This window comes from Burkholderia sp. 10_S31 (assembly GCF_056930375.1).
In genome coordinates this window covers 2,539,542-2,553,683 of record NZ_JBXOWK010000001.1, presented here as the reverse complement: position 1 = coordinate 2,553,683, position 14,142 = coordinate 2,539,542, and the positions used below count along the sequence as shown (strand labels likewise).

Annotated in this window: 13 protein-coding genes and 2 pseudogenes; 8 read left to right on the top strand and 7 right to left on the bottom strand. The window is 58.8% G+C overall.

The window, feature by feature from the left end; translation table 11 throughout:
• Nucleotides 1-659 precede the first annotated feature (659 nt).
• The 5 genes from AC1Z3W_RS11450 (at nt 660) to AC1Z3W_RS11430 (ending at nt 5,251) form a co-directional block, all read left to right on the top strand.
• Nucleotides 660-1,517, top strand: a complete 858-nt coding sequence (locus AC1Z3W_RS11450) for an NAD(P)-binding domain-containing protein (protein ID WP_244104855.1) — start codon at nt 660-662, stop codon at nt 1,515-1,517.
• A gap of 21 nt (nt 1,518-1,538) precedes the next feature.
• Nucleotides 1,539-2,417 (top strand): phytanoyl-CoA dioxygenase family protein, encoded by an 879-nt coding sequence (locus AC1Z3W_RS11445; RefSeq protein ID WP_057923874.1) that lies wholly within the window; start codon nt 1,539-1,541, stop codon nt 2,415-2,417.
• A gap of 442 nt (nt 2,418-2,859) precedes the next feature.
• The gene (locus AC1Z3W_RS11440; RefSeq protein ID WP_483507609.1) at nt 2,860-4,008 is read left to right on the top strand and encodes an MFS transporter; all 1,149 of its coding nucleotides are present in this window, start codon (nt 2,860-2,862) and stop codon (nt 4,006-4,008) included.
• A gap of 204 nt (nt 4,009-4,212) precedes the next feature.
• Entirely contained in the window at nt 4,213-4,902 is a 690-nt protein-coding gene (locus tag AC1Z3W_RS11435) for a hypothetical protein (protein WP_124832789.1), read from the top strand.
• Nucleotides 4,903-4,954: 52 nt separating this feature from the next.
• The gene (locus tag AC1Z3W_RS11430) at nt 4,955-5,251 is read left to right on the top strand and encodes an EthD family reductase (RefSeq protein ID WP_082664532.1); all 297 of its coding nucleotides are present in this window, start codon (nt 4,955-4,957) and stop codon (nt 5,249-5,251) included.
• 305 nt (nt 5,252-5,556) lie between these two features.
• Here the strand turns inward: AC1Z3W_RS11430 and AC1Z3W_RS11425 are convergent, their stop codons facing one another.
• From AC1Z3W_RS11425 to AC1Z3W_RS11410, 4 genes and pseudogenes are all read right to left on the bottom strand, one after another.
• Nucleotides 5,557-6,825, bottom strand: coding sequence for an aminotransferase class III-fold pyridoxal phosphate-dependent enzyme (locus AC1Z3W_RS11425; RefSeq protein ID WP_057923871.1), 1,269 nt, complete (start codon nt 6,823-6,825; stop codon nt 5,557-5,559).
• A gap of 770 nt (nt 6,826-7,595) precedes the next feature.
• Nucleotides 7,596-7,883 (bottom strand): hotdog family protein, encoded by a 288-nt coding sequence (locus AC1Z3W_RS11420; protein ID WP_124832788.1) that lies wholly within the window; start codon nt 7,881-7,883, stop codon nt 7,596-7,598.
• 10 nt (nt 7,884-7,893) lie between these two features.
• A pseudogene (locus tag AC1Z3W_RS11415) lies at nt 7,894-8,151 on the bottom strand (SDR family NAD(P)-dependent oxidoreductase); the annotation flags it as partial.
• Nucleotides 8,152-8,256: 105 nt separating this feature from the next.
• A complete protein-coding gene (locus AC1Z3W_RS11410; protein ID WP_124832787.1) occupies nt 8,257-9,132 on the bottom strand; it encodes a phytanoyl-CoA dioxygenase family protein in 876 nt (291 codons plus the stop codon).
• 502 nt (nt 9,133-9,634) lie between these two features.
• Here AC1Z3W_RS11410 and AC1Z3W_RS11405 point away from each other — a divergent pair.
• Nucleotides 9,635-9,979, top strand: a pseudogene (locus AC1Z3W_RS11405) (gamma-glutamylcyclotransferase); the annotation flags it as partial.
• 207 nt (nt 9,980-10,186) lie between these two features.
• Here the strand turns inward: AC1Z3W_RS11405 and AC1Z3W_RS11400 are convergent.
• Nucleotides 10,187-11,086, bottom strand: a complete 900-nt coding sequence (locus AC1Z3W_RS11400) for a LysR family transcriptional regulator (protein WP_483507608.1) — start codon at nt 11,084-11,086, stop codon at nt 10,187-10,189.
• Nucleotides 11,087-11,526: 440 nt separating this feature from the next.
• Between AC1Z3W_RS11400 and AC1Z3W_RS11395 the strand changes: the two genes are divergently transcribed.
• Entirely contained in the window at nt 11,527-12,618 is a 1,092-nt protein-coding gene (locus tag AC1Z3W_RS11395) for an SDR family oxidoreductase (protein WP_483507607.1), read from the top strand.
• Between the two features lie 391 nt (nt 12,619-13,009).
• The gene (locus tag AC1Z3W_RS11390; protein ID WP_124832784.1) at nt 13,010-13,222 is read left to right on the top strand and encodes a hypothetical protein; all 213 of its coding nucleotides are present in this window, start codon (nt 13,010-13,012) and stop codon (nt 13,220-13,222) included.
• A 52-nt stretch (nt 13,223-13,274) separates the two neighbouring features.
• Here AC1Z3W_RS11390 and AC1Z3W_RS11385 read toward each other — a convergent pair whose 3' ends face one another.
• Nucleotides 13,275-13,577, bottom strand: coding sequence for a hypothetical protein (locus tag AC1Z3W_RS11385; RefSeq protein WP_057923866.1), 303 nt, complete (start codon nt 13,575-13,577; stop codon nt 13,275-13,277).
• Between the two features lie 86 nt (nt 13,578-13,663).
• The gene (locus tag AC1Z3W_RS11380) at nt 13,664-14,086 is read right to left on the bottom strand and encodes an NUDIX hydrolase (RefSeq protein WP_483507606.1); all 423 of its coding nucleotides are present in this window, start codon (nt 14,084-14,086) and stop codon (nt 13,664-13,666) included.
• Nucleotides 14,087-14,142 lie beyond the last annotated feature (56 nt).

The following is a 14,142-nucleotide window of genomic DNA, read 5'->3' as shown; positions in this document are numbered from 1 at the left end:
GATGTGGCGCACCTATGGCGGTGCGAGAAATGTCGTTCGCTGGTACGTGCCGGGCATGGCTACGGTGCCGGTGTGTCGCGGTGCCAGGCCAACATCACGAAGCCGACGCGATTCGGCCGCATGCTTCGGGAACCAGGAGCGCACTCATTCATCGGGCATCGGCCCGGCTCATCAAGCGATGCGCCGTTTGTCGAGCAGCGCTTGCGTTCCCGTTTCGATGATGCTGTCTCGGGAGATGCGCAGGTGCGGTGACCGACGTGTGTGCACGAAAAGACAGCCATGCGCGTCGTGGAACGGGCGCAGCCGCGTTGGCTTGTACGGTGCTTTCATGAGGGGGCTAATGGAAACTCCGTATTCCAAATGTCCTGTCGAGGCATAAGACTCGTGCCTGTAGATTCGTGGTCATTTGATCAAGTCAACCTCTCTGCACCGCTGACGTGACTTTGTGGGAATCACTTGGTGCGGCTGATTCCCCTCTCCGGGGCATAGGTCTCGCCACAGGGCGCGTCAACTGCAATGCAGGGACGGACGAACACTTGAATCGGGTTGGCATGTGCTTTGCTTGACAGTCATTTGATCAAGTCGAAAGATCATGTTTGTTGACTTGAGCGATGGCTGTTTCTTGGTGGAGTGGTCAACGGAAACGATAGGGAATGCGAATGAGCAATTTGATTGCTGTCTTGGGCCTGGGGGCGATGGGGGCTGCAATTTCCACCTCTCTGATTGAGGGAGGCGCGCCGGTCGTCGTCTGGAACAGAAAAGCGGAGAAGGCACAGCGCGTGCGTGAACTGGGCGCTCGCGTTGCCGATAGTGCCACGGCAGCCTGTGCTCAGGCGGATGTCATCGTTGTCGTGACAGCGACACCGATTGACCTCGCGGCGGACTTCGAGGAGTTGGGCGAGCGCCTGAAAGGGAAAACGGTTGTCAATCTGGCAACGGGGCGGCCGTCGGAGGTCCAGACACTGGATCAAATCGTGAGTGGCGCTGGAGCGAAATTCATCAGCGGAACAATTCAGTGCTTCCCGCCCGAGATCGGCGGCGAGAACGCCGTCATCCTTTTTGGTGGCGAAGAAAAGATCTGGAACGAAGTTGAACCCCTGCTTCGGAAGATCGCGCCGCAATCCACATACGTCAGTACAAGACCCGACGTGCCGAACGTACTCGACGCCGGGTTGACGGGGACCTTTGTCTTTGGTGCTGGCGCGGCCTTCCTGGAAGGTCTCAGATTCGTGGTGAATTCAGGCATTTCGATCGACGAGATTCGTGACCTGATTCCAACCTATATCGCCGGTCAGACTCGCTTCATCGAAGGTCTGTTCGAATCCGTGTCGGCTTCCGACTATCAACCACGGGGCGCAGACCTGGACATCTACGCGCGAGCGACCGGTCTGTTCCAGCAGGCGCAGGAAGACATCGGACATCCGCCGAGAATTCTGAAGGCTATCCGCGAGCAGATCCTGTCATCCATTGCAGAAGGCGATGGTGACCGAGGATACGCTGCACTTTTTAACCAGTAAAAATCTGTTGGAGGAATCATCATGTCATTGCAACGCCTTTCCAGTAATAGCACTCCTGAAGATCTTGCGAATGCAGTTCGGCAAGATGGCGGAGCGATCGTCAAGAACTTTCTCGATTCCGACTTGCTTGCGCGAATCCAGCGTACGCTCTTTGACACGCTCGAGTCCGCTCCGAATGGAGTAGACGAATACTTCGCAGGTACGCAGACGCGTCGCGTCTCGCGCCTCTTCGCGCGTACCGACTGGATGGCCGAGGTTGCCTTGCACCCGCTCTACCTGGGCGCGGCGCGCAGTATCCTGCAGACGCCGATCAAGATCTGGAGCGGTGAGAACCAGATCGATATCGCTCCGGATATTCAGGTGGGGGTGACGCAAGCCATTCAGATTCTGCCGGGTCAAGGCCTTCAGCCGTTGCATCGAGACGACTCGGTATGGCTTTGGCGGCACCCGAACTATGGGCGTGAAGCGAGGTTCCAGGTCATGGTGGCAGTATCCGACTTTACGGAGGCAAACGGCGCCACCGTTGTCATCCCGGGTAGCCACAAGTGGGATGACGAGCGCATGCCCAAGCAGGAGGAAGCCGTTCCCTCGGTAATGTCCGCTGGCGATGCCCTTTTCTTCATTGGCTCCACTTATCACGGCGGCGGGCAGAATACCAGCGATGCACCGCGAACCGGCCTGACGATGTCCTATGACCTGGCGATCCTCCGGCAGGAAGAAAACCAGTATCTCACGCTGCCGATTGAACGCGTGAAGCGCTATCCGGAAGAACTGCAGCGATTGCTCGGCTGGACGTACGGAACGACTTTTGCCGGCTTTGTCGAGCGTAACGGACAAATGTCGGACCCGAACGACCTGCTGAAAATGAAGGATTTCCTCGAGGTCGGGCATTTCGATTAACGGATGTGATGTGTGGTGGGATCCTGGCCCGGTTCTCAGATGGAAATCGGGCGATTCCATCGCGTAAATGCATCGCGGGCGGTCGGTGGTGCTCGCCGCTACGGCTGATGGCGCGCTTGCACTACAGACAATCTCGGGATACGACGTCGCACCGGAAAGGCCACAGAAGGGCGAGGTTCGTCATCCCAAACATAGGCATTCCGGATTCGGCATGGCATCCACTTCGTATTATCAATTGCCGCATCGGTATCGATCTTGGCTGGTTGTAAGCGTTGCCGCGCCAGCTGATATTTCGGTTGGCGAAGAGCGGGCAAGGTTGGTATTGCGATTTTTCGGTCGAATGAAGCAGTCTTCGAAACAGTGCAAGTGTGGATGCGAGCGGGAGGGCGATTTCGATGCCTCGACACGATCTCGCATTCGTGCAAATGACAAGGAGTAGATCGTGAATTACGAAATCAAGAGAATCCGAAAAATCGCTCTGCTTTATACAGGGGCCGTGGTCTGGACGCCAACCTACCTGCTTCCATTCAACATCGAAGAATCGATGGCCAGGTTCGGACTGTCCGAAAGCAGCGCGGGATGGCTTGCGTCCGCGGTACTTCTCTGTCTTTCGCTCTCCATCGTCATTTTTGGACGGCACATGGCGACGTTGAACAAGAGGACGGGCGCGCTTACTGCGGCGGCGCTTGCCGTTCTGTCGACTTGCGCGATGTTTTCAAATAATTTTTATGTATTTGTCGCCGCAAAAATGGTTCTCGGAGTCGCGTTGGGCGTGAGTTGTGTTTGCGCGTACGGAGTGATTTCACACGTCAGGCACCCGGAGAAGGTCGCGGCACAAGTTGCAGTGGCGATGGCCGTCATATTTTCTCTTGCGATGTACGTTGTACCGATCATGAATGTGAAGATGGGCAGTATCGGAGCGGATGCGGTCCAGCTCGCCATCGTCGTGGCGGCTCTGTTCTTCGGGGCATTCATGCATCCTGCCATTAACGCAAGCGAGGAAGATGTCGCGAAGGATGCCATCAGATCCAATGACGTCCGGGGGATTCTGGCCAGCGCATTTTTCATCTACGTTTCGCAGACGGCCCTCATGGGATTCGCCGCGGAGGTCGCTGCAACTCGAGGTGTCGAAGCAGGGCAACTCGGCGTTCTGTTCATGGTCAATGCCGCAGTCCAATTGCCGGTGGGAGTAGCAGTCACGTGGCTGGGTGATCGGTTTGGCTTGTTCAAGCCGATCGCCTTGGGACTCGCGCTGTTGATCGCATGCAGCATCGGTATGTATTGCGTGGGCGGCCGGTGGGCGTTTCTCGTATCGACGGCCCTCGTCAGTGCCGGTGCGACATTGGTTGCCCCTTATATGGTGGCTGCACTCTCAAAAATGGATTCCAGCGGGAGAAGCACGGCGACCTGTGCGTCGGCAATCAATCTTGGCCTGGCAGTGGGCCCCGCGATTGCTGGCACGGTGTTCAGTGTGGCCGGTTTGCGCGCGGTCGGCTGGCTCTCCGTCGGGTTGCTGGTGGTGCCGATCTTTCTGACCAGCGTTGCGATCCGGCAGCTCAAGTCACGACATTCCCAGGCAGCTATCGCCTGACGCGAGAGGCGAAGCGATCGACTTGCTGCACGAACGTACCCGGGCCGTCGCGGGCGCCGGGGGGGCGCCTGCCGCCTGCCATGCCAGTGCCAAACCAACCTGTATCGATAGCGCCATCTCGCGTCGAGAGGTGATGCAGGGATGAGTATTGACGTGGTCAAGCGTAATGGTTGCCCAAATTCTCGATGATCACTGGAATTTGCCATGGAACTCAAATTTTATCTTTACTGTCTTGCCGACCTCGCATTGATCACGACTTCCCTCGTCTATGGCGTGAAGCTTCTCAAGAAGCGCAACTGCCTCCTCGGGTTCGAGTGGCTGGTGACGACGTTCTCGGCAACGAATTTGATGATCAATGCGTTGACCGGTAAGCCCATTTTTTTAAGTGTCTCGCTTTTTTGCGATGCATTTTCCAGAGGATTCGGCGTACCCGTTATCACCATCGCGGGCATGATGGCTGTTACGCATCGATATAAACCATCGATCGTCACGGATGCCGTGTATGTGGTGGGTGCGCTGGCGGGAACCATCGTTGTGTGGGCAGCAGATTTCATGGTTGAACCCAAGCCCTATTTCTATCTGGTGATGTGGTCCTTGTTCTCGGTATATCTCGTTTACGTTGTCGGGAAGTTGCTGAGAATTGGCGAGAAGCGCAACGCCGTGAGTGTGATCCTGGCACTGGTCGCCACGCAAATTATTGCGAGCACCTATGATTTTTACCATATACCTGGCGACAGCGATCACATGATTTTTTATATCTTCGCGCTGCTTTCCTGGTCTTACATGTCCGTTTCGTTGTATTACGCCTATTGTGCGCTGGAGCGCGCGCACGAAAAGGAGATGAACCTCATTCGAGGTTATACCCTTGGCAGTCTGGGACGAAATCCGCAGTGATTGCCGCGCCCCTCGCCGGAATACCTTGGGCCGTTCATACAGGAGAATAGATGTGGCTACGTTGATCGTGAGCTATCCGGCAGTAGCGGGTGTGACATTTGATCGCAAGTACTATCTTGCAACGCATGCCTCGCTTGTACGGGCAGCGTGGGGCGAGTTTGGCCTGCAGTCGGCGGAGGTTCTGTTTCCGGCGCCGGGTCCACAGCCCTTTGCATGCATTACGGTACTGCGTTTCAGCGATCAGGCCGGAATCGATGCCGCGCTGTCTTCTGCCAGAACGGCTGAGGTGGTCGGCGATGTGCCGAACTTCACCAATGTCCGGCCGACGGTCTTCCGTGCAGGCACTTGATCGAGCAGTCGATGAGGGACGCCCTTCCAGTGAGGGCAGAAGGTCTGATGCCAAGTGTCCGCGTGGACACATGCACTCAACCTTTGATGGCAGAGAGACAAGGCTTTCAAAGCAGAAGGGCGATTGGCCGCGGACGAGATAGGCGACGGGAATTTGGCGAAGACACGGTTCGAGAGCGGATCGTGCCTTGCCTGGAGCCACGTGTATCGATTGATCGAGCTGCCATTCAGGGCTGTATTGCCGGGCGAATTCGCCCGGCAATACAGCCTTCGGCCGTGGGCCGAAGGCTCATGAAACATCCGGCACTAACGCTGCACGGTGTCCAGGATATCCAGACGGTTCAATGCAACCGATTTCTGCTTGATCGTGCCAAACGCTGCTTCGGTCGCCTCGAGCGTACGCGCGATGTCTTCGTCGGTATGGCTCGCCGTGAAGAACATGTTGTGCCACGGGTGGAGATAGGCGCCATTTTTGATGACTTCCGAAGCCCACGCCCGGCCGCGCGACACGAGCTCGTCGTCACCCGCGAAAAGCATCTGGGGCATGACGCTCGGCCCGGTCTGCTTGAGTTCGAAGCCATGCCGCTCGGCTTGTTCGGCAATGCCGGCGCGCAGTTTGTCCGCCAACCGCTTCGTGTGTTCGAGGTAGTCCGTTTCTCGTACCAGGCGCAGCGTTTCGATGGCCGCGGCCATCGGCACAGCGGAGAGCCAGTAGGAGCCCGTGACGAAAATATTCGTCGCGGCCTCGCGTGCCTTGTCGGAACCGAGAACCGCGGCGATCGCGTAGCCGCCGCCGATGGCCTTGCCCCAGCAACTGAGGTCCGGGTGCACACCCCAGTCCGACCATGAACAGTCACGCGACAGGCGCAGCCCCGTACGGACCTCGTCAACGACCAGAAGCGCTTCCTGCTCGTCCGCGAGGCGACGACATTCCTTCGCGTACTCGATCGACGGGAAGAACTGATCGTAGAGCACTTCGTGGCGGAACGGCGTCGCGTAGATGGCCGCTACGTCACCGTCGACGCTCTTGACAGCGGCATTGAGGCTCTCGATATCGTTGTACTCGAAGTAGACGACGTGAGCCCGGTCTTCCTTGGTAATCCCCGTCGTATAGGGCACGTTCCACGGGGACGCACCATGGTACGTGCCTCGTGCAACAAGAATCTTTCGCTTCTCACGATAGGCTCGCGAGATCACCATGGCCATCGAAGTGGCGTCGGAGCCGTTCTTGCAGAACATCGCCCAATCGGCGTGGCTGACCTGTTGAGTGAGCGCCTCGGCGAGCTGGACCATTACCTCACTGGGGCCCGTCGCCGTGTCGATCTTCTGCAGCTGAAGGGCCGCAGCTTGCTCGATCCGCTCGTTGCCGTAGCCGAACAGATTCGTGCCGTAACCACACACGTAGTCGATGTACTTGTTGCCGTCGACGTCCCAGAGATAGGTCCCTTTCGCTTTTGCAAAGTACAGCGGGAAATCTTCCGTCAAATACTTGACGCTCTGGTGACCGTACATCCCGCCAGGGATGACCTTTTCGGCTCTTGCGAACCACTCGTTTTTCTTTGCCAGCCTGTCCATGCTCGACTCCTTGTGAAAAATTCGTTCTGGGAACACCAGATCCGGTATCGGGTCTTATGACTGAGTCAGGTGACCATATACTCGGACGCCCTGAAATTGTGAGGAATGCCGCTTCTGAAATCTCGTGTCTCGCCGACAGATCAATGCGCCGCTTAGCCTGACGTCACGAACGTAGCTTCATTGCGTCGCTTGGCCGAACGTCTGTCGTCGCTTCATGAAATTGATCAAATGACCAAGTCCAGTGTCTACAAATGCCCTCCCGACGGAAATTGGCGTTTTCCACTAGCCCTGCACAGCAGTCGACCAAAGTCATGTTCGGACTGTCGCGGCGATGGTGGAGGAGGCGCGATCAAGGTGAGGATGTGGGCCGGGATTGGGTGGCGCACTTCCGCCAGAAGGTTTCGCCGCGCGAGATCGTGTGGCGTACGGGTGTGTTCGGAAGCACGGTGTGCTCAGGGTTGCGGCAGACTCAACCACGCGGGCAGAAGTATCCGACGCGCGCGAGCCCGCGTCATGGGCACGCGGGCCAACGAACTGTCGGGCCGGTTCAGGACAGAAAGCCGTCGACCGAAGCACGGGCAATGCGCCGCGCGGGTCGTGTTCGACACGATCCGCCCGCAAGGCTACGCCGGCATTTTCGAACTTTCCACGCGAACCCTATTGGGTCGAGTCGTAATGCTCGATGTGGTACAGAACCATGAATCCCGGGCTTAAAACAAAAAGTATCCCGGCGATAAGCGAGAGTACGACAAATAAACGCTTCACCATGATCACGCTCCTGTATTGGATGAGGTGCATTCGAAAATCGAGATTTGGGGAACATCCCCGGAACGGCGTGCAATGCCCGCATTCGATTGGCAGTCGCTCGTGAAGTCGGCAAATGCATTGATCGAAGGCCGATCAATGGAGGGCCAATCGGATACGCCCGGCGCCTTGCTGACGAGGGCAGATAGGCGGGACAGAACAAGTGGGGCGCTTGCATGGCGCTGCCCGTCAGCCGTGTAGCTGTTCAGATCGAAGCGGGTTTTGCCTGCCATCACCTCGAACGCTTCATGCATCGGATTGCTCCTGCGCATTCATGGAGGCGACCTGTTCGGAATCGGTAACCGATGCGCTGCTCGCGACCGCTTTGCCGCCGGCAGCGACGATCTCGTCGACGAGTCGCTGGGCGGCTGTGGCGGAGCCGCCTCTGCCGTTTACGTCGCTGCCCAGATCGTTGACCACGACCTTTGCCCTCAGCCGGGCAAGCAGCCGCGCATGCTCGCGCCCGAGACCAGCGCCCGCGCCGGTCACGATCGCAATGCGATTCGTCAGGTCAATCTTCAAGGGTTGTCTCGCTGGTGGTGATACTGCCGTGGCCTTCGAATGTGCATGACTGGATCCGGGAGGCCATTGCCGCATCCCGGATCGAGGCAGGCCTCTGTTCCTGGCTTAAAGGCCGAGGTGCGTTGCGATATCGTCGTAGTCGACTTGCCACAGGCCCGGCGTGCCAGCGGGGTATTGCGAGCGGAAGCCGATGATTCGCTGAACGCGGTGTGACAGGCGTCGCACGATGTCCATGTCGACGATGAAGGGATACGCTTCCTCCGGAGTCAGGTAGGACGGTTGCATCGGAATCGTGAGCCCGCGCCGGCGCTCGCTCTTCGTTACATTCGCGCCGCCACCGTGGATCACTTTTCCGCTGAACAGCAAAGCGTCGCCGGCGTCCATCTCGGCAGCAATGGTCATCTCGGGCGTACCCTTGCTGTCGAAGTAGTCCTCGTCCCAGTTTTGGCTCCCCGGGATAATTCGGGTGGCACCGTTTTCCGCGGTGAAGCGCGTCAGCGCAATCATGAGGTTGGTAAACACCGTAGGCCCGTTGATTCCGAGCGCGCACAGGGGCGGAAAATTGCCGACATCGCGATGCAGCATTTGCGCTGTGTTGCCCGGGCCGATGTCGATGACCTGTGCGGTCGAAAGCCACCAATCGCCGGACTCTTCACGGTAGAGCACCTCGCCGAGTTCGTGAAAGAGTTCGTCGTCCAGCACGTCCCCAAAAGTCCTGCTGTGCGTGACCATGTTCGTCAGGCGCTTGGTATAGGTGCCGTGGAACTCCTTGATCAGTTCGTTTTCGTGCGACGACCCCTCGCGGAGCCGCTCGAGCGGACCATCGACCTCGCGATTGATGTTCGCGACTTGCTCCTGGGTCAGATAGTCCTTGATGCGGACTCCGCCGTATTGATTCATCAGCGACACGATCTCTTGTGCGCTGGTCTGCTTGGGGACGGTGGGGAGAGTGTCCTGAATGTTCTGAATATTTGCGTTCATGTTTGCCTCGAAGTTGCGTGGACGGATAAATCAGAAGCGGCGTCGCTTGCTGATTCGGGTGGTGTCAGACGTTAAATTGAATGTTTGACTTGATCAAGTGACTATGTATGGCGTGGCGTTGTGCCGTAGATTCCTTTCACGCCAGTCGATGGACCGCGGCGTTCTTCCCGCGGTTGTCGCGACCTCTCGGTGATCCGTGGCAAGTTTCCGGAAGCGGCAGACCTGGAGCCATTCGCTGAGGTTTCCGGTGAAGTGGTGTGCTTACGAAATCAATATTGTCAAACGATCAAGTCACATGATCGTGGAAGTTAGCACGGCGTTTTTCGATGAGCGATCATGGTTAACCCGTTCGCTTTCCGAATGGTGTGACGCATTGAAAGTCGGGATGCCGTTTTGATGCGGATGAGCAAACTGTGGTCATGCCTTGAGCTGCAAGTCGAGGCGTAGAGCGGGGACATACGTATCACCGAGGCACGCAATTCGACTTGAGACGGCCGCTCGTATGCGAGGCTTGGTGGCCCAGAGGGCGTCTTCGATTCCTGCCGGGGCGTTGAGCGAGTTGTTGCCATCTCGTTTGCTGTCGAGACGATCAGAAGCGACGCGACAACAGTTCATCGGGGGATGGGGGCTGAATGCGGGAGTCGACCGGAGTAACGTCTGGATTTTTGCTTATGGATCGCTAATCCGGGACCCGATCTTCCCCGTCGCAGAGAAGCGCACTGCCAAAATCCACGGCTACCATCGCGCCTTCTGCCTGAGCTCCGTTGTTGGACGTGGGAGCCCCGATCAACCCGGCATTATGCTGGTGCTCGATGCCGGCGGATCATGTGACGGGGTGGTTCTCAAAATTGGCGGCGACGACAGGGCGCTGAATTGTTCCCGCGCGGCAAGTTGTCATCGAGGAAAGTGCGATGACTCGGTTCGCGCTGCTTTACCGGGAGCGATTCAACGTCGAGGTCTGAGTCCTGAACCGCCTCACGCACAGAATTCCGGATGCCTCCCGGTCCGCCGCTCTTTTCGTGTCCGGCGGAGCTGGCCATATAGAGCAGATCGGTTACTCAATCACCGCCTTGCCGAACAGCCGGGTCTCTATGAAGTTTGCGAAGGCACGCGCCTTCATACTTGCTTGGCGGCCTGTCGGAAACACGGCCCAAAGATCGATATCGGGCAATGCCCAGTCCGCAAGTGCTTCCACGACCTTCCCGGAGCGAAGTTCCGGGGCGAACATCCATTCCGACGCAACAGTGATGCCCAGGTCGGCGAACACCGCTTCCCGCACCCCTTCGGCCGCTGTCATGTGGACGCGTCCTCTTGCGATGATCAACTTTTCTTCTGCGCCACGCTTGAAAACCCACGTCGCGCCGCCGCCACGCTGATCGTAAATCACGGCCCGGTGCGTGGCGAGATCGTCCGGTGTTTGCGGTTGTCCAGCGTGTGCAAAGTAGGATGGGGTGGCCAGGAGCACCCGACGCCCGCGTCCCAGTTTGCGGGCGGTCAGGGTTGAGTCCGGGAGATCGCCCATGCGTAACGCGATGTCGATGCCGGCCTCGATGAGATCCACGTTGCGGTCGTCCAGGACCACATGAAGATCCAGCGAAGGATGTTGGTCGAGAAAGGCCGGCAGATGCGGCACGACGTGAAGGCGGGCGAACGTCACGGCGGCACATATCCTCAATCTGCCCGATAGCGTCGCACTTGCACCGCGAGCGGCCAGGTCCGCCTCTTCCGCCTCCTCAAGTGCCCGCTTTGCATGCTCGTAAAAATTTTGCCCCGATTCCGTCGGGGCAAGACCATGCGTCGATCTGAGCAGAAGACGCACGCCGAGCCGCACCTCCAACTGCGCGACAGCCTTGGACACAGCCGGTTGGCCAATTCCAAGTTGCCGTGCCGCCGCCGAAAACGATCCCGTGTCGACGACGCGCACAAAGGCTTCCATAGCCGCGAATCGGTTCATTGCTATTCCTCTTTGGAATGAACGATATCACCGATTCCTGCCTACCACAATCGCGGCGGAATAGGCCAAATGGAGCATCAGACGGAGCACTTCTTTTCCACCGGATAGCAAGGAAAACTGATGCCGAGAGTTTTTGTATTTTCAACGCCCAACAGTGTGCGAGTACCCATCACGCTGGAAGCGGTGCAGCGTGGCATTCACCGCGTAACTGCATTAGTCCCGCAAGACTGATTTCCCAATAGCGTCCGTGCTGTTTCGGCACATTCAATCGGTATTGCTCGGCTGCGTCGCACCCGCCTGTCCTGTACCGGAAGGGCGCGAGCTACGTGCCGAGATCTCGCTCGCACCCGGCCCGCAGATGGCCGGGAATTTCAAGTTGGCGCGCGATCCTCGCGTGCAGAGTGCAGTCATTACCCCTCATACGGAGAAAGGTACGTATTATGAAAAACCAGGTTCTGGTTGTCGGCGCAAGCGGCCTTATCGGCGTAGCGGCGATCGAAGCTTTTCTTGACGCCGGCTGGGACGTCGCAGGCACTTCGAGGCGCAAGCCGGAGTTGCCCAGCGGCCGAAGCTTCGATTTCGTTGCGGCGGATCTGCGCGATGCGTCTTCCGTTCGCGAAGCCATGGCGCACCTCGGCAATGTCACGCATGTCGCTTATGCCGCCCTCTCGGAAAGCGCAGACGACCTGGTCGGAGGCTGGTCCAACGCCGAACAGATCAAGACCAACAACGCGATGTTGCGCAACGTCGTCGAGTCGTTGATAGCGGCAAAGGCGCCGCTCAAGCACGTGTCGATCCTGCAGGGGACGAAAGCCTACGGCGTGCATCTCCATCCGATCGCGATTCCGGCACGCGAAAGCGATCCGCGCGATAGCCACGCAAACTTCTTTTTCGATCAGGAGGACTACCTACGCGAAGCCGGGGCTCGCCATGGATTTGCCTATACCGTCCTTCGTCCTCAGTTGGTGACGGGCAAAACACCCGGCGCCCTCAATGTCCTTCCGGCCATCGGTGTCTACGCTGCGATTCGCCGAGAAAAAGGGGAGCCGTTCAGCTTCCCCGGTGGTCCTTCGTTTGTCTGGGAGATGGCGGATGCGGACCTGGTCGGCGAAGTCATGGTGTGGTCGGCAGAGGCGAAGGCGGCTGTCGACGAGACCTTCAACGTCACCAATGGCGACGTGTTCGAGTGGCGAAGCGTTTGGCCGGCGATGGCAAAGACCCTGGGCGTTACCGTGGGAGCGGACGCACCTGCGAGTCTGGCCGCGTACATCCGGCAGAACGCCGATGTTTGGCAGGATATCGTCAGGAAGTACGGGCTGAAGAGTGCTGATTTGCGGTCATTCGTCGCACCGGGCGATCAGCATGCCGATTTCGCGTTTGCGTACGGTGCGCCAGCGGGGCCTGTCGCCTTCGTGAGCACGATCAAGCTCAGAAAGGCCGGCTTCAACGCGGCGGTCGACACACGCGACGCGTTTCAAGCTGCGCTCCAGTCGATGATCGACCAGAAGCTGTTGCCGCCCGCGCAAAGCTGACAGCTGCCAGGCAGTCGCGGTCTGCGTTGATCCGGGGGGATTCGCGACTGCGCGGAGCGTTGTTTCACGAAATCCGAACAACGTTCCGCCTCCCCGGGATCCTGAAGATGACAGGCAAGGAATCACAATGGCGAGTTGCGCCTGGTTCTGCCGCTCGGCGGACGACCGTCCGAACGACATCGCGATTGCAGAAAGGCATTCATGCGGCGGGGTAGTGGGTATTGGCCTTGACGCAGGAAATAGTCCGGTTCAAACACCGTGGAATCCAAAACTTGATTGGTAAAAGCCCCGAATTCGCGCCGGTTATTTCCCCGCTATAGTCGAAGAACGAACGAGAGACGCGGCGGCATGCGCCGACACCGTTCAGGCAATGACTGCAGACGGGTGCTGTATGAAAAACACAATCGAAAAAACTACCGGACCGGTGTGGGGTGTGGCGGCAGGCGTGCTCCTGGCTGCCGCAGGACTGAGTCTCGGGATCTTCCCGAAGGCGCTGAACAGCGCGGGAACCGCGAACGACTTCATGGCATCCGGCGTCGCGATGCTGGGAATCTTCCTCGTCGTCTATTCCACGCACGAACTGCGAAGAAAGCGCCTGCACTGAGTGCCGGCGCGCAGTCGATCCGCAAAAAAACCGTCCTGGGCCGATGGATGGCTCAGGGATGCGCTCGCCCTTTGGCCGGACTCGCATCGACCAACAGATCGTCGACGATGATTTCGCCGGCCGCCCGGCCCGCGCGCAACGCATCGAGGGTGTCGTCGAACAGGCGGCCGCCATCGCCCGCGAGGCGGACCGGTGCGAGCAGACGCCGCGCATTGCCGGCCGCGCGCACCTGCACGATCGCGACGAACCCGAACCGCAGCGCGTCGGGCGGCGGCGCGGGGTTGCGCGGCAGATCGAGCCGGAATTCGCAGCGGACGTCGATGGTGTATCCGCGGTAGGTGTACGCACTGTTCATCTGCAGCTCGCTCGGAAGGGAACGCGACGACGGACCGTGGGCGCATGATATCGGCTCGTGCGAGCCGGTGGGGGTGGGGCGTCTACCTACTTGCGGAGTTCGTGCCGGTAGACGAGTTCGACGATGCGCTTCGTCGGGATGCTCACGCGCAGTTCATCGACGCTGTCGATGCGAAACCACTTGCACTTCTCGATCTCGTTGTTGGGTTGCGGCGCCTGGTCCGGACCGACTGCGGCGAAGAACACGTGATGCACCTTCGCGAGCCCGGTGAACTGCATCGAGTAGACGAGCGTCTGGCCGGTCATGCCGGTCTCTTCCTGCAGTTCCCGATGTGCGGCCTCGAGCGGCGTTTCGCCGCGCTTGATCGTGCCGCCGGGCAGTGCCCAGCGCGACGATGCGCGCGCCACGAGCAAGACCCGTTCTTCGCGGTAGCAGACGACGGTCGCCCGTTCCTTGATTGGAACGGCGCCGGTTTGCGGGACGCTCGTGGAGGCGGGTGCTTGTGGCATGAAAACGATTCTACCGAGCGGCGGGTGTCTGGCCAAGTCAGTATCGTCCGTAGCGA